The organism is Verrucomicrobiia bacterium, assembly GCA_035577545.1.
Classification (GTDB): Bacteria; Verrucomicrobiota; Verrucomicrobiia; order Palsa-1439; family Palsa-1439; genus Palsa-1439.
The window spans coordinates 109,973-132,811 of record DATLVI010000017.1; the positions used below are offsets into that span (position 1 = coordinate 109,973).

Here is a 22,839-nt window from a genome sequence, read left to right on the forward strand (position 1 = left end):
CCCGTTTATTTGCAGGCCAGTTCCTGGTCGTGCTTGAGGCGTTCCAGTTCGGGCTTCACAATGTGATCACGGCAGTCCGGGCAGATGCCATGCGTGAACTGCGCCTCGGAGTGGTCCGCGACGTAGGAGTCCACCTGTTGCCAGTAGTTTTGGTCGTTGCGGATCTTCTTGCAGTAGCAACAAATCGGCAGCAGCCCTTGCAACAGCTTGACGTTCGCGAGCGCGAGTTCGAGTTCCTTCACGCGCGCGGCCAGCTCGGCTTGCAGGCGGAGGATGCGCTCGCCAGCGTTCATGCGCGCCTTCAACTCCGGTCGGTCAAACGGCTTGACCACGTAATCATCCGCGCCCGCTGTCAGGCCTTCGACAATGTCCTCCTTGCGGCCCTTGGCGGTGAGCAAAATCAGGTAAAGGAGCCGTTCGCCGGCCGCCGCGCGGGCCTTGAGACAGACCTGGGCACCATCCAGCCCCGGCATCATCCAGTCCAGGATCGCCAGGGATGGCGCGTCGGGTTGGCTCAGGACTTCGAGTGCTTGCAAGCCGTCGGTGGTGGTGACGACCTCGTATCCCCACTTGGTCAGAGTCGCCTCCAACAAGCAGCGTGACACCGCATCGTCTTCCGCAATCAGGACTCGCACAGCACACTCTCCTTTCGATATTCCGCCAGCGCGTCCGTAAGCCGCACCAATTCCCTCTTCAACTCGATAAATAACCCGTCCGCCTGATCAAGATCGCCGCTCGCGCCGATGGCTTCGAGCTTTTGCGCCACCGCGCGGGTCGATTCACCACAGAAGGCGGCGGCAGACCCCTTCAACGAATGCGCGGCCCGCTCCAGCCGGTTCGCATCGCGTTGCTCGATGGCATCGCGAATCTGTTCCAGTAAATCGACGGACTCGCTCATGAACAACTTCATCAATTCGACAAAGAGTCCGGTGTCGCCGTCAAGCATGGCCAGCGCCCCCTCGCTGTTGAATACGTCCGTATTGGGCCGCGCCTCTTCCGGGACGAGCCGCTCCGCCGCATTCGCTTCCGGCACGTTCACGGGAACCACGCTTGCGATTGCTTCAAATAACAGCCGTGCTTCGATGGGCTTTGACACGTAGGCGTCCATACCGCCTTCCAGGCAACGCTCGCGATCGCCTTTTAACGCGTGAGCTGTCATGGCAACGATTGGCATATGTGCGCCCGTTGTTCTTTCACGCTCGCGAATGATCGCGGCGGCCTCGAGGCCACCCAGCTCGGGCATCTGGACATCCATGAGCACCACGTCGAACTGCCCATCTTCCAAGGCAGCCAGCGCTTCCTTGCCGTTGCCGGTGACGACGACCATATGGCCCCGCTTTTCCATCAGCCTGACCACCAGGCGTTGGTTGACGGGATTGTCCTCCGCCAACAACACTCGCAGCTTGTAAGCTGGAGATGGCGCGACGGGTTCGACCGGTTCGGCAGGTCCTTCGACCAGCTTAGTCTGGTCGCCGAGTGCCGAGGTGATGACATCAAAAAGGTCGGACTGTTTGACAGGCTTGGTGAGGTAGCCGGCCAACCCCATCTCACGGCAACGCGCCGCAACACTGCCGTGGCTCGACGAAGAGAACATGATCAATGTGGTCCGTGCGATCGCGTCATCCTTCTGGATTTGGTCGGCCAGGCCAAAGCCGTCCGTCTCCGGCATCATGCAATCCAACAACACCAACCCAAACGGTTCACCGCTTGCGTGTCCCTCTTTCAGCATGGTGAATGCGGCGGCTGCGCTGCTGGCAGTTGCCGGCTTCATCCGCCAACTGAGCAGCACTTCTTCCAGGATGCGGCGGCTCGTGATGTTGTCATCGACGACGAGCACCCGGAATCCCTCCAGGTCGGCATATCGGGCGCGTGTTCTCGACTTGAGGTCCCGCGAAGGGCGCATCACGACGGTGAAATGGAAGGTGCTGCCCTTGCCCACTTCGCTTTCGACCCAGATTTTACCGCCCATGATTTGGACCAACTGCGTAGCAATGGCAAGACCGAGTCCCGTCCCACCGTACTTGCGCGTGGTCGAACCGTCCGCTTGCGAGAAAGCATCGAAGATGACTCCCTGCTTGTTCGCGGGAATGCCGATCCCCGTGTCGCTTACGGCGAAGTGCAGGCGAATGTCGTCATTCTCGCGCGACTCCAACTCGACGCGAACAACAACCTCGCCCGTCTCCGTGAACTTGATCGCGTTGCCGACGAGATTGACAACGACCTGGCGGAGGCGGATCGGGTCGCCGACCAGTTCATCCGGGACGTCGGGGAGGATATGCGCGGCCAATTCGAGTCCCTTCTGGTGGGCGCGCATGGCCAAGGTCTTGAGCGTATCGTCCAGATTATCACGCAGACTGAAGTCGATGGGATCCAGATCGAGCTTGCCGGCCTCGATCTTTGAGAAGTCGAGAATGTCGTTGATCAGGGCGAGCAACGTGTCGGCGGAAAGCTTGACGGTGTTGAGGTACTCACGCTGCTCGGAGGAGAGTTCGGTGTCCAGCGCCAGGTCGGTCATGCCAATGATCCCGTTCATCGGCGTCCGGATCTCGTGGCTCATGTTGGCCAGGAATTCACTCTTGGTGCGCGTGGCGGACTCGGCTTTTTCTTTCGCACCGCGTATCGCTTCGTCCTGCTCCTGGATGCGTTGAAGCATTCGGTTGAACTCTTCGGTCAACATTCCCAGTTCGTCGTTTGAGGATTTGGCAACGCGAATCGAGTAGTCGTGCGTTTCCGAGATAGTGCGCGCGGATTCCACCAGGTGAAGGATCGGCGCGGAGATCAACCGTTGCAGGCGGGCGGCCAGGAGCAGCGCCACCAGCCATGAGGACAGCAAAATGATCGCCAGAATGCGGAGATCCTCCGTCAGGCGCTCGGAGAACCAGCGCAGGTCGGAGCGGATGAAGACGGTGCCGGCCTTCTTTCCCTGATGAAGAATCGGTTGATAGAGGACAAGATAACCGTCCTCGATACGGTCGATGTCGTCCCCGATCAATGCAGGCACCGCCCGGCGTGGTAGATTGTTGTCGCGGGAGTATTTGATCAAGAGCTGGCCGGTCTTGCCGTAGACACAGGCCAGGACGATGGAGCGCTGTTGACCGGCCCAGGAAGTCACTTCCTTGACCACTTCCGGGTCGGAAATCTCCCGCCCGGCCGCCTGTTCGGCGCTGATCATTTCGGACAAGGCATAAAGATCGCGGCTCATCTGACGGCGGTAATTGAGCAACTCATACAGCCCAAACGCCAGGCATGCGAGGATCACGGCGCCCGTACTGGCGAGCATCGTGATCCAGATCAGTTTGCCGCGAATCGATGTCTTGGCGAATATACTCATCGTTAAAATCCGTAGCGGTTCACTTCACCGCCGCAACCGTCCACGTGCCCGTCTGTCGGCCTCAAATTAAGCAGCGCCAATGCCATGCGACCGCCCCGCCGTCTTTCCGGCAAAATCCCGCAACCGCCGCCCGGGGCGTGGCTTGGTGCCATCGGAACGAACCAAATCGTCCCGCCAGATTTGGGAAACTGGGCTGGCAGCGCGTACAATCCTGAACAACGGCACCAGGGCAACCAACGAAACAACGACAGGCCGCGAGCCCAACCACAGTGGTCTTTCCGCTCGGCTACGCCACGGACACATTGCTCACGGTTCCGCTTTGCTGGGCAAGATGTCGATCGATGCACTCGATTACTTTTCCAATGCTGGCGGGCTTTGACAGGAATTCATATCCTCCCCGCTGCACCGTCTTGCTGGCCTCCTGCCCCGAAACCAGTGACGTCAGGAAAATAATCGACGTCGAGCGCAGGGACGGATCATCGTGGATCTGGAAGGCAACATCGCCGCCATCGGCGCCGGGCATGCACACATCGAGCAAGATCACATCGGGGCGAAACTCGCGGGCCCGACCGACAGCCTGTGTCGCCGTGTTTTCAACTTTCACCTGGAACACGCCGGTCTTTTCCAATCCCATGCCGAGCAGCCGGCTGGCGGCCATATCATCATCCACGATCAGAACTTTCGTCTTGCTCATAAATTGTCATCCTTTTCAACGCCTTTTAAAGCAACTTACGTTCCATCTATGGGCCATTGATCGCAGCCGGGTCAGGTCGACCCGGTTTCGGAGCCGCCGCCAGAACCCTGGCAATGGCCTGGCGTAAGCCCGTCTGTGTGATAGGCTTGCGCATGATCAAATCGGGCAGGGACTTCCCTCCAATGCCATCCGTCGGCATGTCGGCAAAGCCCGTAACCAACACCACCGGCGTATGGGGGGAGATCTGCTTGATGGCCTCCGTCATTTGGTCACCGTTCATCTCCGGCATCGCGCGGTCCGCTACAACGACGTCGAAATGTCCGCCACCAAATTGTTTCAGGCCCTGGCGACCATTCGGGGCGGTTTCGACAAAATGTCCATCGCCCCGCAAGTACTCCGCCTCGATATCACAGACCTGCGGCTCGTCCTCGACCAGCAACACTCGCAAAGGGCGTGATGGCGCGGCGCTCACCGGCAGCGGCTCGCCACCCTCCAGCTTCCATAGTGGCAAGCGAATCACGACCAATGTTCCTTTCCCCGTTTCACTCTCGATGCTGATTGTGCCGCCGTGGCGCTGCACAATGCCGTAGACGATCGCCAGGCCAAGCCCCGTACCCCGCTCACCCTTGGTTGTGAAGAACGGCTCGAAACAGCGCTGGCGGATTTCCTCGGACATGCCACGCCCCGTGTCGCGGACTTCGATGACGATGACATCGGGCTCGGCGCGTGTCGCAACCGTGATCGTGCCGCCGTGTGGCATGGCGTCGACCGAATTGAAGAGCAGGTTGATCAATGCTTCGCGCAGGTCCGACTCGCTGCCGCGGATGGCCGGCACATCGCGCAGGTCCGCGTCGATTGCCACGGTCGCGCCGCTGGCCATCATTTGATCCTTCCACTTTGGCTGGGTCAGCACGATGGCTTGTGTCACCGTCTCATTGACATCGATGGACTGGTAGACCTCCGACTCTTTGCGGTGCCGGTAAAACTCGCGGAGACGGTTGACGATGGCGACGGCTTCCTGCGCGGCGGCGCTGGTCATTTGGAGGTACTTTTTGACTTTCTCCTTGTCGTTGAGATTCTCCGGCCACGCCAGTAGCAGTTCGGTAAAGCCGAGGATCTTCGCGAGGACATTGTTGAAATCATGCGCGACACCACTGGCCATCTGCGCCAGGGCCCGTAACCGTTCCTGCTGGACGACCTGGTTTTGCGTTTCGCGCAGTTCCGCCACAGTGCTGCCTAGTTCCCGCGTGCTTTCACGGAGGGATTGCTCCGTTCGCTTCCGCGCCGTGATGTCGTGCATCGTCAGCATCAACACGTCCCCCTTGGGACTGTGGACAAGGTCTGCGCGCCCTTCGCAGGCTAGTTCACTCCCATCCGGGCGACGGAGGAGAACCTCGCGGTTGGGCTCGTTGGCTGGCGACGTGACGACGTCCACGGGCACCGACGCAGGCGGCAGACGGTCACAGAAATCCAGAAGCGCCTGTCCCACCAGTTCCTCGGTTTTTCGTCCGCTCAAGCGGGCCGCCGTTTGGTTGGCTTGCAATACCTGCAATGTCTTGGAATCGAGCAGAAAGATTGCGTCGCCGGAAGAATCGAAGAGCGCGTGGTAATCAACCTCGGAAGTGTGCGCGCTGTCCTCAACGACCATGCCCACCACAATCAGCAGAGCCAGGAGTGCCGAAGCCAAATACGCCCCCGCCATCAGGAGTTGCGAGCCGCTCGCCAGTGGAAACCCCATCAGGTGCACTCCCCACAGCAGGAATCCGACACCGAGGATGACGCTCCCCCGCGAACGTCGGCGTGTCCGCATATAGAGGATGCCTGTATATACGCCGGCTGCCGCAAGAAGCAGGAATACCGGGAGGGTGATCCACCGTTCGTCCCGCACCCGGTACGCGCCGACATAGCTCCAAATCACCATCATCACGCTTCCCAGCGCGATTTCGCGCTGGTCGCGCTTCGATTCCGTAAGCTGGAAGCTGCCCCAAAACATGAACAGCGCGCTGATGCCGATACACGCCCGCGACACCATCACCAGCAGCGGGGTATGCGGAGATTCCTCCAGTCCAATCGATGCCGCAAGATATACCGAATAGAACATCCACCCGACAGTCCACAGGCTGAGGTGGGGCCGCCGCACCGAATAGTTCATGTAGGTGAACAACCCAATGACCATCCACACGGAGATCAACGCCAGCACGAGCGCCGACTTGATCCATTCCGGCGGGAAGAAGAGGAGGGATTGATCGAGAAAACCCGATGTAAGAGCGTTGTTCATGGCTGGCTTCAACTCCCTCAAAATGCAATAATTGTGCCACTACAAAGGGGAAGCGCACGAAGTAGATGTGCTCGCGGATGAAGGGGCCAGAGTCCGTGCAAAACAGACGACTGCCAAGTGGTCGAAAGAAGCCCATACCCGCCCACGCCTTGACTTGCCATGCGGCTTTCGCCATAGTTTGCCCTCGCCATGACGGACAAGAAACAATCGCCGCCACTGATGGAAAAAATCGTCGCGCTTTGCAAGCGGCGCGGGTTCATCTTCCAATCCTCTGAGATCTACGGCGGCATCAATGGCTTCTGGGACTACGGCCCGCTCGGCGCGGAGGTGAGAAGGAACATCCGCGATGGTTGGTGGAACGAAATGGTCCGCAGTCGTGACGACATGGTGGGCATCGAAACGTCCATCATCATGCACCCAAAGGTGTGGGAAGCTTCCGGCCACGTAGGCGGGTTCACCGACCCGATGGTGGACTGCAAAACTTCCAAACAACGTTTCCGCGCCGATGAAATTTGGTTCTCTCCCGTGGTCGTCGACGGCAAGATCGTCGGATACGTGAGCATGTTGGAAACCGAGCGGACCACCGAGGAGTTGCAAGAGAAGGCCGAGACATTCAAGCGCAAGAAGGCCATCCAGGGGAAGCTGGAACCGGTCCAACCGCGCGATTTCACGCAGGCCACGCCCGAGGAAATCCCGCTGGTGCCGTCGCCCGCCACCGGCGAGCCCGGCAGTCTCACTCCCGCGCGCAATTTCAACATGATGTTCGAGACGCATGTGGGCGCGTTGCGCGAAGAATCCGAAAAGACCTATCTGCGGCCCGAGACGGCGCAGGGCATGTTTGCCGATTTCAAGGCCGTGCTCGATACGGGACGCGTCAAAATCCCATTCGGCATCGCGCAGATTGGGAAATCGTTCCGCAACGAAATCACACCGCGCAATTTTATCTTCCGTAGTCGCGAGTTCGAGCAGATGGAGATGGAATTCTTTATCAGCGACGACGACGACTGGGAGAAATGGCATCGGTACTGGATCGACTGGTGCCGCAACTGGCTGCTTTCCGTCGGGCTCCCGGCCTCGCATCTTTCCGAATACAACCACGCCAAAGAGAAGCTCGCCTTTTACTCGAAGGGCACGACCGACATCATGTTCCGCTATCCGTTCGGCGTGCAGGAATTGTGGGGCATTGCCGCCCGCGGTTGTTACGACCTCTCCCAGCACGCCAAATTCAGTGGTGCTTCGATGGAATACTTTGACGAGGAGAAGAAGCGCAAGTACGTGCCGCACGTCATCGAGCCAGCCGTCGGCGTGGACCGTATCATGCTCGCCATCCTGGTCAGCGCGTACGCCGAGGAAACTACGACCGATGAGAAGGGCCAGTCGGAGACCCGCGTCGTTATGCGTTTTGCGCCACGTATCGCACCCATCAAGGTCGCGGTGTTTCCGCTGTTGCGGAACAAACCGCCACTCGTGGAAAAAGCCAGGGAAGTCTACAAACTCCTCCAACCGCACTTCACCACCGAGTGGGACGACCGCGGCAACATCGGCAAACGCTACCGTTATCAGGACGAACAAGGCACCCCGTGGTGCGTGACGATCGACTTCGACACGCTCGGCGAGAAGGGCCCCGAACTTCAGAACACCGTCACTTTGCGGGACCGTGACACCATGAAGCAGGAACGAATTAAGATCGCCGACCTCGTGCCGCTGATTTCGCAGAAGTTGCGTGGCTGACTCAAAACTTAACTGCAGTCGCGCGGATCTCCCCCAAGTTCACACATCAGCACCTCCCGATGCTTCGGGATTTCTACCAAACCGATCTCTTTCACCTGAGCAATGATCGGAAGCATGGATCGGGAGCACACTTCAACTGCCGAGGGAATCGTAGCCATTGAAAGGCCGTAAGCCAGTGTGCAATGCGGGACCCAGTTTCCCGGAAGATAGTACGGACGGATGCCCATCATCAGGGGGGCGAAATGCCTCGTGAACTCTCCATGGACGGAAAGCAGTTGCCCGGTGACGACTGCGCCGAAGTACACCACTCCCTCCGGCCGGGGAAACACGCCCAGGTAATCGAACTTGATTGAGAATACGCCGCGCTTTTCGGCAAACAAACGAAGCTCATTCTCAAACTGTGGTGAAGTGTATCCCTCGAACACGCCCAAAGTGACATGGGGTCGATACCCACCGTCGATCATGGACGAAGTAAGCTTCGCCTGCGCCAGATCGTTCCATATTTCCCGCACGCGCTTGTCGGCGCTCTCATCGCAAAACATTTCCACAGCAAAGGGCATGCTTCATCATGAGAACAGAACCGGGTATTTGTCGCAAGGCTTCTTCTTTTCAATTCCCCGCCTGACGGCTGATCAGTAGTATGTTTCGCGACGATGACCGGTTCATGCATTACGAAACGGCACTGATCGAGACGCTGGCCATCAGCCTGGCTTTTGCGTTTGTCGGCGGCTTTCTCGCCGCCCGCTTGCGCCTGCCACCGCTGGTGGGCTACCTGCTGGCGGGGATCGCCGTTGGCCCGTTTACGCCCGGGTTTGTGGTCGATGTCAAGCTGGCGCCGCAACTGGCCGAGGTCGGGGTCATCCTGCTCATGTTCGGTGTGGGCATGCATTTTTCCGTTCACGACCTGCTGGCGGTGCGCGCCATCGCCATACCGGGCGCGCTGACGCAGATAGCAATCGCGACGGCGCTGGGTGCCGGGGTCGCTCTCGTATGGGGCTGGACAATCGGAGCCGGATTGGTGTTCGGGCTGGCGCTGTCGGTTGCGAGTACGGTTGTCCTGTTGCGCCAGCTTGAAGCCCAGGGCAATTTGAAGTCACGTGACGGCCAGATTGCCGTCGGCTGGTTGGTGGTTGAGGATTTGGCGATGGTCCTGACGTTGGTCCTGCTGCCGGCCCTCGCGGGCGCGCTTGGTGGAGATCCTGCGGATACGGGCCATGGTGATGCGCCCGCCAATCTGTGGGTAGCACTCGGACTGACACTTGGCCGGGTCGCGTTATTTGTTCTTCTCATCCTGCTGCTGGGACCGCGCGTGGTGCCGTGGTTGTTGAAACAAGTGGAACGTACCGGATCGCGCGAGTTGTTCACGCTGGCCGTGATCGCGCTGGCTCTCGGTGTGGCGTTTGGTTCGGCGGAGCTTTTCGGTGTCTCGTTCGCACTCGGGGCGTTCTTTGCTGGAATGGTGATCAACGAATCCGATCTGAGCCATCGCGCTGCGGCCGACCTGCAGCCGTTACAGGACGCGTTTGCCGCGCTCTTTTTCGTGGCGGTCGGAATGCTTTTCGACCCGACCATCCTGTTGCGTGAACCGCTGCGTGTGCTCGTCGTGGTGGCGATCATTGTTGTCGGCAAATTTCTCGCCGCGCTGGGGATCGTGGTCGCATTGCGCCATCCGCTAGGTACGGCCCTCACGGTATCGGCCGCGCTGGCACAAATCGGGGAATTTTCCTTTATCCTGGTTGGAATGGGGATCAGCCTTGGCCTGCTGCCGGGTGAAGGGCGGGATTTGGTGTTGGCGGGGGCATTGTTGTCGATCACGTTGAATCCCTTGGTGTTCCGCGTTGTTTCCAAACTCAAACCGGCCTAGCGCAGAATCCCCTTGCGGTCACGGCCTTCTTTGGTTATCGTTTGCGGCTCTCACAGGAATATGGAGTAAATTACTATGTCTCGACGTTGCGAAATTTGTGGCAAGGGTCAGGTCCGCGGCAATCACATCCTCCGCCGTGGTCAGGCGAAGAAAACCGGCGGTATCGGTCAGCACGTGACGGCGGTCACGCCGAGGATCTTCAAGCCGAATGTCCAGGTAGTTCACGCCGTTATCGATGGCGTGAATCGCCGGGTCAAAGCCTGCGCCAACTGCATTAAGAGCGGTCGGGTGGTCCGGAAGAGTCCCCGCGTGCTCCAGGCGGCGTAGTTCGTTTCGGCGCTTCACAGAAGCGCCTCTACACCGCGCCCCGAATATCCCGCACTTTCAACTGGACGCTTTCCCGTCCACCGTACTCATTCAGTTCGGGCGTGAACGCGACATCAAACGCGCCTTCGGGAAACTCGAAGTCGCCCCTGCCCCACCAGATCGCTTGAGCAGTTGTATCGCCGTCCGTCACGCTGAAGCGAAGGTGATTCTTGCCAACGATGCGGGGCTTGCCGCGCAGGTGTACTCCTTCCACGGCGAACAAGGGTGTTGGGTTTTCCGTTCCACACGGCTCCAGTCGCTCCAGTTGCTCGAAAAAATCCGCGTCCAGATCATCAAGCTTGAGCTGCGCGTCAATCTGCACCTGCGGCAGCAGATCCTCGTCCTTGAGCATTCTCCCGGCAAATTCGTTCAAGGTCTCGCGCAATTCGTCCACCTTGCCGGCCTTCACACTCAGTCCCGCTGCCATCTCGTGGCCGCCAAATTTTTCCAACAGCGGCGCGCAATGTTGGAGCGCGCCAACAATCGAGAAGCCGGACACGCTCCGGCATGATCCCTTCCCCATCCCGTCCTCAATCCCAATCACCACCGTCGGTCGATGGAAGGCCTGCATCACGCGCGAAGCCACGATACCGATGACACCCACATGCCAGCCTTCCCTTGCCAGTACGAGTACCCGGTCGCCCGAGTGCACCCGCGCCATGGCAATCGCTTCCTCCGTGATCTGCGCTTCAATGCCCTGGCGTTTGGCGTTTTGCTCATTGAGCAGCTTCGCCAACTCTGCAGCCCGCGCGGCGTCACTGGTCAACAGCAGTTCCAGCGCGGCCATCGCATCCGCCAAACGCCCGGAGGCGTTGAGGCGTGGTCCCATCCGAAAACCGATGTGATACGGGCTCACCTTGTCCGGCACGTCCGCAATCTCCATCAACGCGCGTAACCCGATTTTCTGCGTCTCCGGCAGACGCTCCAGACCCGCCCTCACCAGGATGCGGTTTTCGCCCGTCAACGGCACAATGTCGGCCACAGTCCCGACGGCGACAAGATCCAAGTGGTCCCGCAGGTCGATCCGCTCCGCCAATCGCTTATCGTGTTTCAAAAGAGCGTGCGCGAGCTTGAACGAAACCCCGACGCTGGCCAGGACGCCCAACGCTGACCCGGCGATCCGCTTGGGGTTCACCAACGCAATGCATTTGGGCAATTCTCCCGGCGGCTCGTGGTGATCAAGCACAATCGTGTCGACCCCCTGCTTCTGGAGGTCAGCGATCTCGCGCACGGAACTGGTGCCGCAATCCACCGCGATGAGCAACTGCGGTTTATGCTCCTTGAGGCAACGCGCGATGCCGTCCGCACTGAGCCCGTAACCTTCTTCCGCGCGCTGTGGCAGGAAATTTGCGACCATCGCTCCCGCCGCCTGCACGACGCGTTGCAGCAAGGCGCTGGAAGTTACGCCGTCCACATCGTAGTCGCCATAAATGACGATGCGCTCCTCGTTGGTAATCGCGGCGAGGATGCGGTCGACCGCCGCGGCCATATCTGGCAAATCGAATGGATCGCCCAGTTGGCGCAATTGTGGGTTAAGGTAAGATGACGCAGCCTCGGCAGTGCGGTAACCGCGATTGATCAGGACCTGCGTGATGGGCAGCGCGAGGTGTAATTGGCCAGCGAGCGTTTCCGCCAGCGCTGGTTCGGGGTTGGCAATGACCCAGCGCTTCATCAGCGGACAGCCTTACGCCTTCGCCGGTTCGGCTTTCTTCATGGCGGCCTTGCTCGTGCGGGTCGCTTCCTTGCGGTGGAACCAGAGCACGACCGGGCTGGCGATGTAGATGGACGAGTAGGTGCCCGTCAAGACGCCCACGACGAAGCAAAAGGCGAAGTCATTGAGCACGCGACCGCCGAAACCATACAGCGCGACCGAGCAAAGGAATACCGTGCCGGCCGTCAGGATTGTTCGCGACAGCGTTTCGTTCACGCTGCGGTTGATCAGGTCAAAGTAGTTGAGCTTGCCGCCCGTGAGTTTCTTGGTTTCGCGAATCCGGTCGAACACGACGATGGTGTCGTTGATCGAATAGCCGATCAGGGTCAATACTGCAGCGACGACGGGCATGGAAAACGTGCGATGCGGCCAGGGCCAGAGACAGAACAGGCCGACGGTCATCAGCACGTCGTGGATCAATGAGACCAGCGCCCCCAATCCGTAGGACAATTCACCGAACCGCAAGGCGATGTAAATCATGATGGCGACGAGCGAGACCACCACGGCCCAAAGCGCCTGGTTGAGCAGCTCCTTGCCGACGATCGCCCCCACGCGTTCCGTGCTCAGCACCTTGAACTGCGCCTGGGGGTACTCATCCTGAAGATGTTTGACCACATCTTCTGTCTTGCCTTCGGGGAGTCGCAATTGCAAGGCTTCCGAGCCGCCCGCCAGATCGCGCTCATACTGGATGTAGGCCTCGTCGAAATGATTCGCTTCCAGATTGTGCCGGATTTCGTCGACGTTCATCCGTTCTTTGAAGCCCAGCGTTGCCGTGTCGCCGCCCTTGAAATCGATTCCGTACACCTCGCCGACGCCGACCTTGAGGCCGCCACGATTCACGAACACAACCATGCCGGTGATAATGAGGGCCCAGGAAAGCGCAAAGGCGAGTTTCCACACACCGAGGAAGTTCACGTGCGGCAGATGGCGAAACACGTGGAGCATCTGGAACGACTTGAGCCAGCCTTTGGCCACCAGCCAGTCAAAGATGATCCGCGTCACGAACACGCCCGAGAAAAGGTTGGCCAATAGACCAATGACCAGTGTGACGCCGAAACCCTTGACCGGGCCGCTGCCCATGGAGATCAGGATGGCGGCCGTCAGGATCGCGGTAAAGTGCGCGTCGAAAATCACGCGAAAGGCGCGGGAATAGGCCGCGGCGATGGCCGCGCGCAACGGCTTGCCGCTGGCGAGTTCCTCACGGACGCGCTCATAGATCAGCACGTTGGTGTCCACCGCCATGCCGATGGTCAGCACAATGCCGGCGATACCGGGCAGCGTCAGTGTGAACTTGAACATGGCCAGCACACCCACCGTGATGAGGATGTTCAGCGCCAGTGCCACGTTCGCGACTACGCCCGCCACGAGATAGTACGCCGCCATGAAAATAATCACCGCCGCTGCGCCGATTAGCGCGGCCCGAACGCCACTCCTGACAGAGTCGCGGCCCAGTGTGGGGTCGACGCTGCGGGTTTCGATGACCTTGACAGGCGCTTCGAGTGGATTTTCCAGTATATTGGCCAACTCCTGCGCCTCACTGAGGCTGAAACTGCCGGTAATTTGCGCGTTGCCGCCCATAATCGCGTCCTGGATCGTCGGTGCGGAGTAAAGCTCGCCATCCAACACGATGGCCAGTTGCCGACCGACATTTGCCGAGGTGACCCGGCCGAAAATCGCCGTCCCTTCCGGGTCGAAGCCCATCGCCACATAGGGCCGCCCGACGTCATCGTACTGGACGAATGCCCGGGCCACGTGCTTGCCGGTCATTTCCGGACGGACCTTCACAAAATAGACACGCTTGGTCGGCTGTCCGTTGCGGCTGTCTTCGTGCACCAGTTTCTTGTACCCGACCGGCTCCACGAAGCGCGGATCGGAAAGAGCTTCCGCTGCCAACTTTTCGTTGTCCTCATGGACAAGCTGAAACTCGAGGCCGGCCTTGCGTTCGATGGTCTGGCGCGCTTCAACCCGTTTCGCTTCGTCCAAGCCCGGCAACTGGGCGAGAATCCGGTCCGGTGGGATTGGCTGGATGACCGGCTCCGCAACGCCGTACCGGTCCAACCGCTTGTGAATGATCTCCACTGCCTGCCCGAGCGCCGTCGCGCGACCGGTGGAGTCGATCTTGGAGAGGTCCATTTGCAGGAGGAATGACGTGCCGCCCTTGAGGTCCAGTCCCTGCTTGATACCATTTTGAAAGATCGACCAGATGGCAAGGGCGAGGACGGCGGCGACCAAAGTGGATTTCCAGGGGAATGTCTTGTTCATGATGGCTTGGGTTATTTCTGGGATGAGACGGCGGCTTCCAGCTCCGCGGATTTCTGGACGACGGAACCAACGGCGGTTTTCAGCACTTCAATCTTCACGTTGTCGGCGATCTTTACCATCAGCGACTTGTCCTTGACGTTCGAGACGATCCCGAAAATGCCGCTGTTTAGGAGAACCTTGTCACCGGTCTTGACGTTCTTGAGCAATTCCTCCTGCTCCTTGCGTTGCTTCTGCTGGGGACGAAACAGCAGGAAGTAAAACATCACGACGACCATCACGACCATGAAAACCATGTTGAGAATGCCCGCGCGCGGGTCCTGTTCGGTCCCCGGCGGCGCCCCCATGGCCAATAGTTCAAACAATCTCATCTACTTCGATTCCTTCCGTATATGTCGCTGTAAATCCCCGCCGAAATTCTTCAAAAACCCCCGCGGCAATCGCTTCCCGCGCGCGGCGCAATGTGCCCAGGTACAGGTGCAGATTGTGCCACGTCATCAGCCGCAACCCGAGGATCTCGCTCGTGCGGAACAAATGACGAATGTACGCGCGCGTGAAATTGCGGCACGCGTAACATCCACAACCTTCCTCCAACGGCCCGAAGTCTTCGCGATACCGCGCGTTCTTGATCGCATACGTTCCCCGCGCCGTAAAAATCGTCCCGTTGCGCGCCACGCGGGTCGGCAACACGCAATCAAACATGTCCACACCCCGCGCGATCATTTCCAGGATCTGCGGCGGCGTACCGACGCCCATCAAGTAGCGGGGCCGGTCCTGCGGCAGAAACGGCACCGCCATCTCCACCTGCCGCACCATCTCCGCCGGTGGTTCCCCGACACTGACACCGCCGATGGCATAACCGTCAAAACCCAGCGCCGCCAACTCACGCGCACTGCGCTCCCGCAAATCGGCAAACACGCTTCCCTGCACAATTCCAAAGAGCAGTTGGCCGTCGGACAACTGTTGCTCTCGACAGCGGGCTGCCCACTGTAATGTCAGCTCCAGGCTTCTGCAAGCGTATTCTCGATCACACGGCCAGTGCGGACACTCATCGAACGCCATCACGATATCGCTGCCCAATGCGGCCTGTGCGGCCATGGATTCGACGGGGCCGAGGAACAGCGTCGCGCCGTCCACATGCGACTGAAACTCCACACCCTCCGGGGAGATCTTACGCAGTTTCGCCAGTGAAAAGACCTGATAGCCACCGCTATCGGTAAGAATAGGCCCGTCCCAGTTCATGAATTTGTGCAGGCCGCCCGCCTTGGCGATCAGGTCCGTGCCGGGGCGAATGACGAGGTGGTAGGTGTTACTGAGGATGATCTGCGCGTTCAGTTCGCGGAGTTCATCAGGCGTCATACACTTCACGGTCGCCTGGGTCCCCACCGGCATGAAGATGGGTGTCTCGACGATACCGTGGGCCGTGTGCAACCGACCGCATCGGGCAGACGTCTTGGGGTCATGCGCCAAGATTTCAAAGTTGCCGGTCATCAGTGTTTTTTCAACTCACGTTCGTAAGTCTCACGGTCATCGATGTCGATCAAGACGCCTTCGTCCTCGACCACCAGCCTTTCGATGTCATCGGCGTGCTCCCCGTAGAAATGTTTCAAGGTCATCGATTCGTCCATTGCCAAAATCTCTTTCGCGTACTCCGCGCGGAACAATGGCGGATGCCCCTGTCGCCCGCTGTAGGATGGTATCAAAATCTTGTGGTGCCTCTTTTCGAATTCCTCAATGAGTGTTTCTACCGTCTCACGTTTCAACCGTGGCTGGTCGCAGATAGCGATCAATACGATTCTGGTTTCCTTTGGAAGTTCGCGCAGTCCCGCCTGCATGGACGTGAACATGCCCAGCGGGTAGCGGTCATTCTTCAGGATCTTGCACGAAGTGTACGCGATTTTTTCCGCGATCTCGTCCGCCTTGTAACCCAATACCACCCGAACCTCGTCCACCCGCGGTGTTTGAAACGCATCGATCACGCATTCGAGCATGGTCTTGCCACCGAACGCGAGAAGCTGCTTGGGCCGGCCCATGCGACGCGATTCGCCGGCGGCGAGAATGATGGCGACGTTCATTCCGCTTCGCCGGCCGGCTTGCCCAGCATTTTATCGGCAAGTTGATTGGTCACCGAGAGCGGTACAAAGTTCCGCGCGCCGCGCCGCACCGCGATCAATTCCGCGAGCACGCTGACGGCAATCTCCTCGACTGTCAGCGAGTGGATGGCCAGTCCCATGGGGGTGCGAATGCGCCGAAAATCCTCGGCTGTGGCGACGCCTTCCTCGATGAAGCCCTCCATGACCGTGCGCACTTTGCGTTTGCTGCCGATCATGCCGATGTAGGCCGCGGGTTTGTGGATAACCTCCTTGAGAATCACCGCGTCGTGTTTGTGTCCGCGGGTGACAATGCATAGGTACGTGTCGGCGTCGACCGGGAAATCCTTCATTACTTTTTCCGGATCATCGACAATGATTTGCTTCGCGTCCGGGAAGCGTTCTTTGTTCGCGAACGAGGCGCGGTCGTCGACGGCTACCACGTCAAAACCGCTCCAAGCGGCGAGTTTGCCGACCGCGCAACCGATGTGGCCCCCGCCGCAAATGACGAGGACGGGATGTGGGAGGATGGGTTCGAGGTAAACGGAAAGCGATGATGGCTGAAGAGTGAGAGATAGAGGCTCTGGTTCAGACACTGAAAGTAAAGTGGCGCACTTGGTAGAAAGTTCAGAAAGCAAATCGGCCGGCAGATCGTCGGCGGCGACGAGTTCGCTACCGGCAAACAGGGCCCGTCTGCCGGCGTGGTCGCCGGTCGTGATGGTGGCCAGTACGCGGCGCTGTCGCTTTGACGGCTCCGCCAGCAACGCCTGCCAGACTTTGGCGCTACGCGGGTCCGGCTGCACGAACGTCTGTACCGAGCCGCCGCAGATCAGTCCGTCGTCCCACCCAAAATCGTCATCAAGCACGGCACGAAATGAAAACGACTCGCCAGTTTCGATGGCACGCAGGGCTTTCTGTCGTGTCTCCGCTTCGAGACAGCCGCCGCCCAGCGTCCCGATGATCCGTCCATCGGGCAGGAAGATGGCCTTAGCCCCGCATTTCTGCGGGGTTGAGCCCTTGGTCTCCACGAGCACCGCAAACGCCAGCCGCTCCTTGCGTTCCAGAAGCCCGGCCAGTTGCTGGTAAATGGGATCCACGCCCTTAGGCTAACGGTAGATGCGAGGTGAATCAAGTCTCGGCAGGGACGCGATGATTAAAGTTTGGAACTGGCAGAAACCTTTAGATCTGGACCAACGACGACCGACGCTCGATAGCCACCACTTGGCTCTATATAATCCTGCTCACCAGAATCGATGTGCTGGCCACTCGCGTCAAATGCCACTCGTATTCCAGAGTCGCCGACAGGATGTACCGTGAGTTTGAAATCGGCGCGCGGAGCGATATTACCGATCCGCTCTGAAAATCCAGAACCGGAAACTAGAACATTGCTTAGAGTAACATCCGAAAGGTTGCTGATGGTGATCTGCGGCGCCCTTGAACACCCTGCCCCCAAGATGAGAACTGCGAGAACAATGCCGCGGGAGTTTCGCATAATTGCCTATAGCCTTTTAGGCTGGGGCGCTCAATTCATCAACTCCAGAGTCTTGGGGTTGAAAAATCGCGGCCACATAAAGTCGCGGTTTGCTCAATTCGGTCTCTTCCAGTTGCATATTGTCAAACATCCCGGCCAGTCGATAGCCCCGTTCCGCTAGCAAATGCTCAAGCTCCGACGGGAAGAAGAGGCGGTACTCGCAAAAGTCTTCCACCTCGCCCTGTCCCTCGATGGTCCAAATCCGATGTCTCACCAAAAGCTGCTTGTGTCGGTCGAAACTGTGGGTAGCGCGCGCATGGGCCGTGAAGCCCGGCACATTGACGCGGAACTCCGTAGTCGGCTTGAAATGTCCGCCGCCGAGGTAACTGGCCGCGTTGTTGATGTCGAGTATGAGCAGCGTGCCGGGATGCGAATGCTCCACGAACGTGTCCAACGTCCGGCCGATATCCACCGCGGTGAGCGCATACGTGAAAGCGGACCCCATGCACATGACCACGTCGAAGGTGCGACCCAGGCGAATCGCGCGCATATCACCCGCTTGAAGGTGGAGGTGTGGCCGCCGCTCCTTTGCGAACTCAATCGTCTCCGGCAGATAATCCACACCCCAACAATCGGGACACTCTTTGGAAAGAGAATCCAGATCGCGACCGGTGCCGCAGCCGATGTCGAGGATCGATCGCGGTGGTTGGGCGAGATAACGCGTAAACAAACGACGGCACATGCTCGGCGTCTCGTCGTTCGGCTCCGGGTACACCAACTCGTAGAGCTGCGGACTACGATAGAGAAGATTGCGGACGCTGGAATTCATGGTTGCGTCACTGTCCCAGAAAATCACCTACCAATTGGTTGACCACTTGGGATTCACAGCCGGGGGAAAGATGGCCGCAGTCGCTTTCCAGCACCAGCGTCTGCGCGTGCAGGAGGCGGGCGAAGTCCAATGCCGGGACGGGATTGACGGCGCGATCTTTCACGGCGGAGATGACCAACAGTTTGGCCTTTACCGCGGCTGCCGCGCGCTCCATGGACCCGCCGAACGAAGTCGAGATGTCCAGCGCCATGATGGCCTGCAACTGACGAATTTTGTCGTTTGAGTCAAAGCCGAGGGTGTTCCTGGCCTTGTCCAATTCCTCGGCGAACCGCTCGCGCGTCATGTGGTGGTTGTATTCGTCAGGAGTGGTGAGAATTAATGCGAAGAATTCAGCTTCGGCCACGCGCGCGGGATTGTTGGTGTAGTTCCCGTTGTTCCAGTCGGGATCGTTGGTGATCGCGCGGAGTTGTGCGCGGATGAAAACGAGGTCGTAGGGCGTGGGCCGTGGCGAACCGACGATCGGGATCGCCTTGTCCATGAAATCGGGATACGAGACGATCCATTGGAAGGTCTGCATGCCGCCCATCGAGATTCCCATGACGGCCCTTACGTGATTCAAGTGCAGAGTTTTCGTCAGGAGTTCATGCTGGGTGTTGACCATGTCGCGGATGGTGATTTTCGGGAATTTCATACGCGGCTGCAACTGGCTGTTCGACGGCGATGATGAGACGCCATTGGCGAGCGCGTCGACGGCGATGACGAAGTACTTGGTGCTGTCCACGAGCTTGTTGGACCCGATGTTGCCGATGAGCTGCTCGGTCGTTCCCAAAGCCCACGTGGGAAAGAGGACCGCGTTTGACTGGTTGCTGTTGAGCGTGCCGAATGTTCGATAGCCAATGCGGCAGTCGCGAATGACCTCGCCGCTTTCCAACTTGAAATCACCGAGTTGGGCGAATTGGAGCGTCTGTGCGTTGGCGAAGTTCGCCAGAAAAAAGAGAAGCAGGCTAAGGCAACGGGGATTCATGGCCGGAGGTATAAACGGCGCTCACCACGAAATCAAGCCGCTATCATTCAGGGCACGAGGCGTACGCGGTAGTAGTTGGCAGGGGTGTTGGTGACTGCGCCTGCGTCGAGATAGTTTGTCGTCGCGAGGCCAATGCCGGTGATGACGATGTTTCCGCTGATGTTGGACCAGCCGCCGCCGGGGTTGGGCGTGGACTCCACGGCGTTCGTCATTCCGCCCATTGACTGCCACGTGATCAACACATCCGGGCCTTGCAATGTGATCCCCATAACATGGAACGGAGAAGCGCTGTCCCGTGGATTGGTACCGTCGAGGAATTCCTGAAGATTGGACAGGCCGTCGCCGTCGGGGTCGCCGGCTGCGACAGTGGGATCGAAGGGACTGAAGCCGTATTGTAGCTTCCAGCTATTGGGAATCCCGTCGCCCACCTGGCTCTTGGCGGGGTCGAGGAGTGGCTGGACAGACAGCTCGACGTGATTGGTGTCGAGGCCGCCGCAATTGTCAAACGCCTTCACCTTGAAGAAGTACGTGATCGGGCTGTTGCTCCCCGGATAGAGCGGAAGGTATACCGCCAAGGCATTGGTGGTCAGCAACGGATTGATCTCCCCGCCGCTATTGGTCGCTTCGTAGACGCTATAGGTGAGTGGCGCCGCGCCCGACGCCGCAGACCAGCTCAACGTCGCGCCTTCAATCGCCGGGGTGAGGCTGTTCGGCCCACCGAAAACCAACGGGCCGGCATAGGTAAATCCGTTGGTGAGCGTTGTCGGAGGCTTGCCGGGAGTCTTGACCACGACATTGTACGTTCCCTGCAAGTTGGCGGCCGTGACGGCTGTCAGGGTGTTGGAATTGACAAAGGCCACACCCGTGGCGTTTACGCCGTTCATGGTGATGGTGGAGCCGCTTTGAAAGTTCACGCCGCCGATCGTAATCGGTGTCCCACCACTCGCGCAGCCGTTGTTGGGAGTGATCGATACAACCAAAGGGTTTACGGGCGGAGGGACCTGGTAAACCCGGACGTAATCCACCTGCATTTCGTTGGGCAGGCCGGCATCGATGCTGCCGGTGTCCGGATTGCCAACGTAATCGCCGCCCGTGGCGAGGTTCATGAGCAGGAAAAATGGCTGGTTAAAGGGAAACGGATAAGGGTTCCCTGTGGAGCTAATCCAGTTGGTTTGGGTTTCGTAAGGCGAGCCATCGACAGACCACGTGATCGCGTTGACCGTCCAATCCAGATCGTAAACATGGAAGTTGGCGGTATCACCGTAATTGTTAAAAACGAAATAACCGGTCGCGCCGCTTCCGCCGGCATGGATGCTTCCTTGCACATAATATGGGTACGCCCCATTACTTTCCACCACATCGATTTCGCCGCAGCCCGGCCAGGGAAACGTGTCGATGTTCGCCCCCAGCATCCAGAGCGCCGGCCACATGCCGACGCCGGCGGGCAGTTTGGCGCGCCACTCGATGCGCCCGTAGAGCGTATTAAACAGGCCCTGGGTCTTCAGGCGGGCGGAGGTATAGCGGAATCCGTTGGTGTTCTCTATTTGGGCGCGGATATGGAGCACGCCGTTGGCAACGTAAGCGTTGTTGGTGCGCCCGGTGTAGAACTCCAGCTCATCATTGCCCCAGCCGGGGCCAGCCGCGTTGTTGTCGCCATTGCCGGTATCGAATGTCCACTTGGTCGTGTCGACATTGGAACTGGTGGCGCTGTTGAACTCGTCGCTCCAGACGAGCGACAAGGTTTGGCCGTACGTCGGCGGAGTCGCGGCCCCGAGCAAGCCGAAAAGGAAGAGGCCGCCGACGGCCGGAATCAGAAACCCTCGTTTGGTTCGAACGAAGGGATTGGAAAAAATGCGTATCGCAGTCATCGTGAACCGGTTCTCTCGCTACCGTTATACTACGCTCACCCGGCTCCCAATTGCGATGTTGAAGTCGAGATGACAACGCCTTTATCGCAGGACTAACTACCAGAATGAGATGCAGAGACGCAATTGGCCAGATGCATTGTCTCACACTGAAACCCGACGCGAATCGCGCTTCGTAATGGCGCGACGGAAAAGGTTTGCCCGGAGCAAAACGAAAGGCGTCCGAGTTGGTCAAATGGTTGTGATCTCGTTCATCGTCCCCGCGCATAACGAGCAGGCTGTTATCGGGCGAACCTTGCAGGCGATCCACGATTCCGCCGGCACCGTGGGCCAGCCGTATGAGATCATCGTGGTGGACGATGCCTCGACCGACGCCACGGCGGAGATCGCCCGCCGGCACCAGGCGACCGTAGTGCCGGTCAACCATCGACAGATCGCCGCCACGCGCAATTCCGGTGGACGCGCGGCGCGCGGCGACCGGTTGTTCTTTGTCGACGCGGACACAACGATCAATCCGCGCACCGTCGCTGCGGCGTTGCGCTACATGGACCGAGGCGCGGTAGGCGGAGGCGCGCCGACGCTATTCGATGGGGTTGCGTCCCCTTTCATCCGGCTCCTATCTTTTTTGATCGGCATTGGCATGGGTATCGGTACGAAACTCATCGGATTCACTGGCGGGGCTTTCATGTATTGCACACGCGAGGCTTTTCACGCGACCGGCGGTTTCGACGAACGTTTTTATTGCGCCGAGGAGGGCGTGTTCGCCCTGGCGCTGAAACGGCAAGGCCGGTTTATCGTGGTTTGGAAACCGGTTCTCACCTCCGCGCGCCGTCTCCGCACACTGTCGGGACTCCAAGTGGTGGCCTTCATCGCCCGCGCGGTGTTTTGCCCCTGGAGGACACTCACACAGCGGTCGGCCGTGGAAAAGATTTGGTATGACTCCAATCGCAAGGAAGACGAAACAATACCCAGCTCACTAGCCGCCAAGGTGTCCAACGCCATCATCTTATTGATTTTGATCATCCTGCTTACCGGGCCCGTGTGGTATTTCATCCCCCGGTCACTGACACCCTGGGCCAGTCCGCTCGGTAAATTCAGATTTGTGGCCGGAATAATTCTTTGTCATGCGGGACTGATCTTTTGGCCGCTCGCCATCATTGTTTTCGTGCATCTATTTCGGCGAAGGCATTGGATCGAATGGATTAAATTGGCCGCGCTGTGCGCTTTTTGTTCGTGGCAAGCCGTGGAATCTACGCAAGGTGTCATTCGGATTTGGCACGGGCTTTACCATTGGCTGCCGCATTTCTTCAACGGCTGAGAGCCGTC

The 22,839-nt window shown here is 59.0% G+C and carries 17 protein-coding genes and 1 pseudogene; 4 read left to right on the top strand and 14 right to left on the bottom strand.

Annotated features, from left to right (window positions below; genetic code table 11):
- Positions 1-5: 5 nt before the first annotated feature.
- From VNL17_05995 to VNL17_06010, 4 genes are all read right to left on the bottom strand, one after another.
- Positions 6-635, bottom strand: a complete 630-nt coding sequence (locus VNL17_05995) for a response regulator transcription factor (protein ID HXI83626.1) — start codon at positions 633-635, stop codon at positions 6-8.
- Positions 623-3,331, bottom strand: a complete 2,709-nt coding sequence (locus VNL17_06000; protein ID HXI83627.1) for a response regulator — start codon at positions 3,329-3,331, stop codon at positions 623-625. Before VNL17_06000 ends, VNL17_05995 begins: the two co-directional genes overlap by 13 nt.
- Positions 3,332-3,617: 286 nt before the next feature.
- Entirely contained in the window at positions 3,618-4,025 is a 408-nt protein-coding gene (locus tag VNL17_06005; protein ID HXI83628.1) for a response regulator, read from the bottom strand.
- A gap of 46 nt (positions 4,026-4,071) precedes the next feature.
- Positions 4,072-6,303: an ATP-binding protein gene (locus VNL17_06010; protein ID HXI83629.1), complete on the bottom strand. Its 2,232-nt coding sequence runs from the start codon at positions 6,301-6,303 to the stop codon at positions 4,072-4,074.
- 189 nt (positions 6,304-6,492) lie between these two features.
- On the opposite strand from VNL17_06010, the gene VNL17_06015 reads away from it, so the two are divergent.
- Entirely contained in the window at positions 6,493-8,034 is a 1,542-nt protein-coding gene (locus VNL17_06015; GenBank protein ID HXI83630.1) for a glycine--tRNA ligase, read from the top strand.
- Between the two features lie 8 nt (positions 8,035-8,042).
- Here VNL17_06015 and VNL17_06020 read toward each other — a convergent pair whose 3' ends face one another.
- A complete protein-coding gene (locus VNL17_06020; GenBank protein HXI83631.1) occupies positions 8,043-8,594 on the bottom strand; it encodes a 2'-5' RNA ligase family protein in 552 nt (183 codons plus the stop codon).
- Between the two features lie 104 nt (positions 8,595-8,698).
- Here VNL17_06020 and VNL17_06025 point away from each other — a divergent pair.
- Positions 8,699-9,862, top strand: a pseudogene (locus tag VNL17_06025) (cation:proton antiporter).
- Positions 9,863-9,973: 111 nt separating this feature from the next.
- Positions 9,974-10,225 carry a 50S ribosomal protein L28 gene (gene rpmB / locus VNL17_06030; GenBank protein ID HXI83632.1) on the top strand — a complete coding sequence of 84 codons (252 nt, stop codon included), beginning with the start codon at positions 9,974-9,976 and terminating at the stop codon, positions 10,223-10,225.
- Between the two features lie 28 nt (positions 10,226-10,253).
- Here the strand turns inward: rpmB and recJ are convergent, their stop codons facing one another.
- The 9 genes from recJ to VNL17_06075 all read right to left on the bottom strand — a co-directional run bounded on the left by recJ (position 10,254) and on the right by VNL17_06075 (position 21,516).
- Positions 10,254-11,936: a single-stranded-DNA-specific exonuclease RecJ gene (recJ, locus tag VNL17_06035; protein ID HXI83633.1), complete on the bottom strand. Its 1,683-nt coding sequence runs from the start codon at positions 11,934-11,936 to the stop codon at positions 10,254-10,256.
- A gap of 12 nt (positions 11,937-11,948) precedes the next feature.
- Positions 11,949-14,237, bottom strand: coding sequence for a protein translocase subunit SecD (secD, locus tag VNL17_06040; GenBank protein ID HXI83634.1), 2,289 nt, complete (start codon positions 14,235-14,237; stop codon positions 11,949-11,951).
- A gap of 11 nt (positions 14,238-14,248) precedes the next feature.
- Positions 14,249-14,605 (bottom strand): preprotein translocase subunit YajC, encoded by a 357-nt coding sequence (gene yajC, locus VNL17_06045; protein HXI83635.1) that lies wholly within the window; start codon positions 14,603-14,605, stop codon positions 14,249-14,251.
- Positions 14,592-15,725, bottom strand: a complete 1,134-nt coding sequence (tgt, locus tag VNL17_06050) for a tRNA guanosine(34) transglycosylase Tgt (protein ID HXI83636.1) — start codon at positions 15,723-15,725, stop codon at positions 14,592-14,594. Before tgt ends, yajC begins: the two co-directional genes overlap by 14 nt.
- Positions 15,725-16,309, bottom strand: coding sequence for a nucleotidyltransferase family protein (locus VNL17_06055; GenBank protein ID HXI83637.1), 585 nt, complete (start codon positions 16,307-16,309; stop codon positions 15,725-15,727). Before VNL17_06055 ends, tgt begins: the two co-directional genes overlap by 1 nt.
- Positions 16,306-17,421, bottom strand: coding sequence for an XdhC/CoxI family protein (locus tag VNL17_06060; GenBank protein HXI83638.1), 1,116 nt, complete (start codon positions 17,419-17,421; stop codon positions 16,306-16,308). Before VNL17_06060 ends, VNL17_06055 begins: the two co-directional genes overlap by 4 nt.
- 411 nt (positions 17,422-17,832) lie before the next feature.
- Positions 17,833-18,624, bottom strand: a complete 792-nt coding sequence (locus tag VNL17_06065) for a class I SAM-dependent methyltransferase (protein ID HXI83639.1) — start codon at positions 18,622-18,624, stop codon at positions 17,833-17,835.
- A gap of 7 nt (positions 18,625-18,631) precedes the next feature.
- Positions 18,632-19,648, bottom strand: a complete 1,017-nt coding sequence (locus VNL17_06070) for an alpha/beta hydrolase (GenBank protein HXI83640.1) — start codon at positions 19,646-19,648, stop codon at positions 18,632-18,634.
- A gap of 47 nt (positions 19,649-19,695) precedes the next feature.
- The gene (locus VNL17_06075) at positions 19,696-21,516 is read right to left on the bottom strand and encodes a family 16 glycosylhydrolase (protein HXI83641.1); all 1,821 of its coding nucleotides are present in this window, start codon (positions 21,514-21,516) and stop codon (positions 19,696-19,698) included.
- Between the two features lie 238 nt (positions 21,517-21,754).
- Between VNL17_06075 and VNL17_06080 the strand changes: the two genes are divergently transcribed.
- Positions 21,755-22,831 (top strand): glycosyltransferase, encoded by a 1,077-nt coding sequence (locus VNL17_06080; protein ID HXI83642.1) that lies wholly within the window; start codon positions 21,755-21,757, stop codon positions 22,829-22,831.
- Positions 22,832-22,839 lie beyond the last annotated feature (8 nt).

What these genes read in the sequence shown, in the direction of transcription:
- VNL17_06055 (HXI83637.1), bottom strand. Translation starts at nt 16,309, where the DNA reads ATGAACGTCGCCATCATTCTCGCCGCCGGCGAATCGCGTCGCATGGGC.
- VNL17_06020 (HXI83631.1), bottom strand. Translation starts at nt 8,594, where the DNA reads ATGCCCTTTGCTGTGGAAATGTTTTGCGATGAGAGCGCCGACAAGCGC.
- VNL17_06010 (HXI83629.1), bottom strand. Translation starts at nt 6,303, where the DNA reads ATGAACAACGCTCTTACATCGGGTTTTCTCGATCAATCCCTCCTCTTC.
- VNL17_06065 (HXI83639.1), bottom strand. Translation starts at nt 18,624, where the DNA reads ATGAATTCCAGCGTCCGCAATCTTCTCTATCGTAGTCCGCAGCTCTAC.
- VNL17_06005 (HXI83628.1), bottom strand. Translation starts at nt 4,025, where the DNA reads ATGAGCAAGACGAAAGTTCTGATCGTGGATGATGATATGGCCGCCAGC.
- VNL17_06070 (HXI83640.1), bottom strand. Translation starts at nt 19,648, where the DNA reads ATGAATCCCCGTTGCCTTAGCCTGCTTCTCTTTTTTCTGGCGAACTTC.
- tgt (HXI83636.1), bottom strand. Translation starts at nt 15,725, where the DNA reads ATGACCGGCAACTTTGAAATCTTGGCGCATGACCCCAAGACGTCTGCC.
- VNL17_06015 (HXI83630.1), top strand. Translation starts at nt 6,493, where the DNA reads ATGACGGACAAGAAACAATCGCCGCCACTGATGGAAAAAATCGTCGCG.
- secD (HXI83634.1), bottom strand. Translation starts at nt 14,237, where the DNA reads ATGAACAAGACATTCCCCTGGAAATCCACTTTGGTCGCCGCCGTCCTC.
- rpmB (HXI83632.1), top strand. Translation starts at nt 9,974, where the DNA reads ATGTCTCGACGTTGCGAAATTTGTGGCAAGGGTCAGGTCCGCGGCAAT.
- yajC (HXI83635.1), bottom strand. Translation starts at nt 14,605, where the DNA reads ATGAGATTGTTTGAACTATTGGCCATGGGGGCGCCGCCGGGGACCGAA.
- VNL17_06075 (HXI83641.1), bottom strand. Translation starts at nt 21,516, where the DNA reads ATGACTGCGATACGCATTTTTTCCAATCCCTTCGTTCGAACCAAACGA.
- VNL17_06000 (HXI83627.1), bottom strand. Translation starts at nt 3,331, where the DNA reads ATGAGTATATTCGCCAAGACATCGATTCGCGGCAAACTGATCTGGATC.
- recJ (HXI83633.1), bottom strand. Translation starts at nt 11,936, where the DNA reads ATGAAGCGCTGGGTCATTGCCAACCCCGAACCAGCGCTGGCGGAAACG.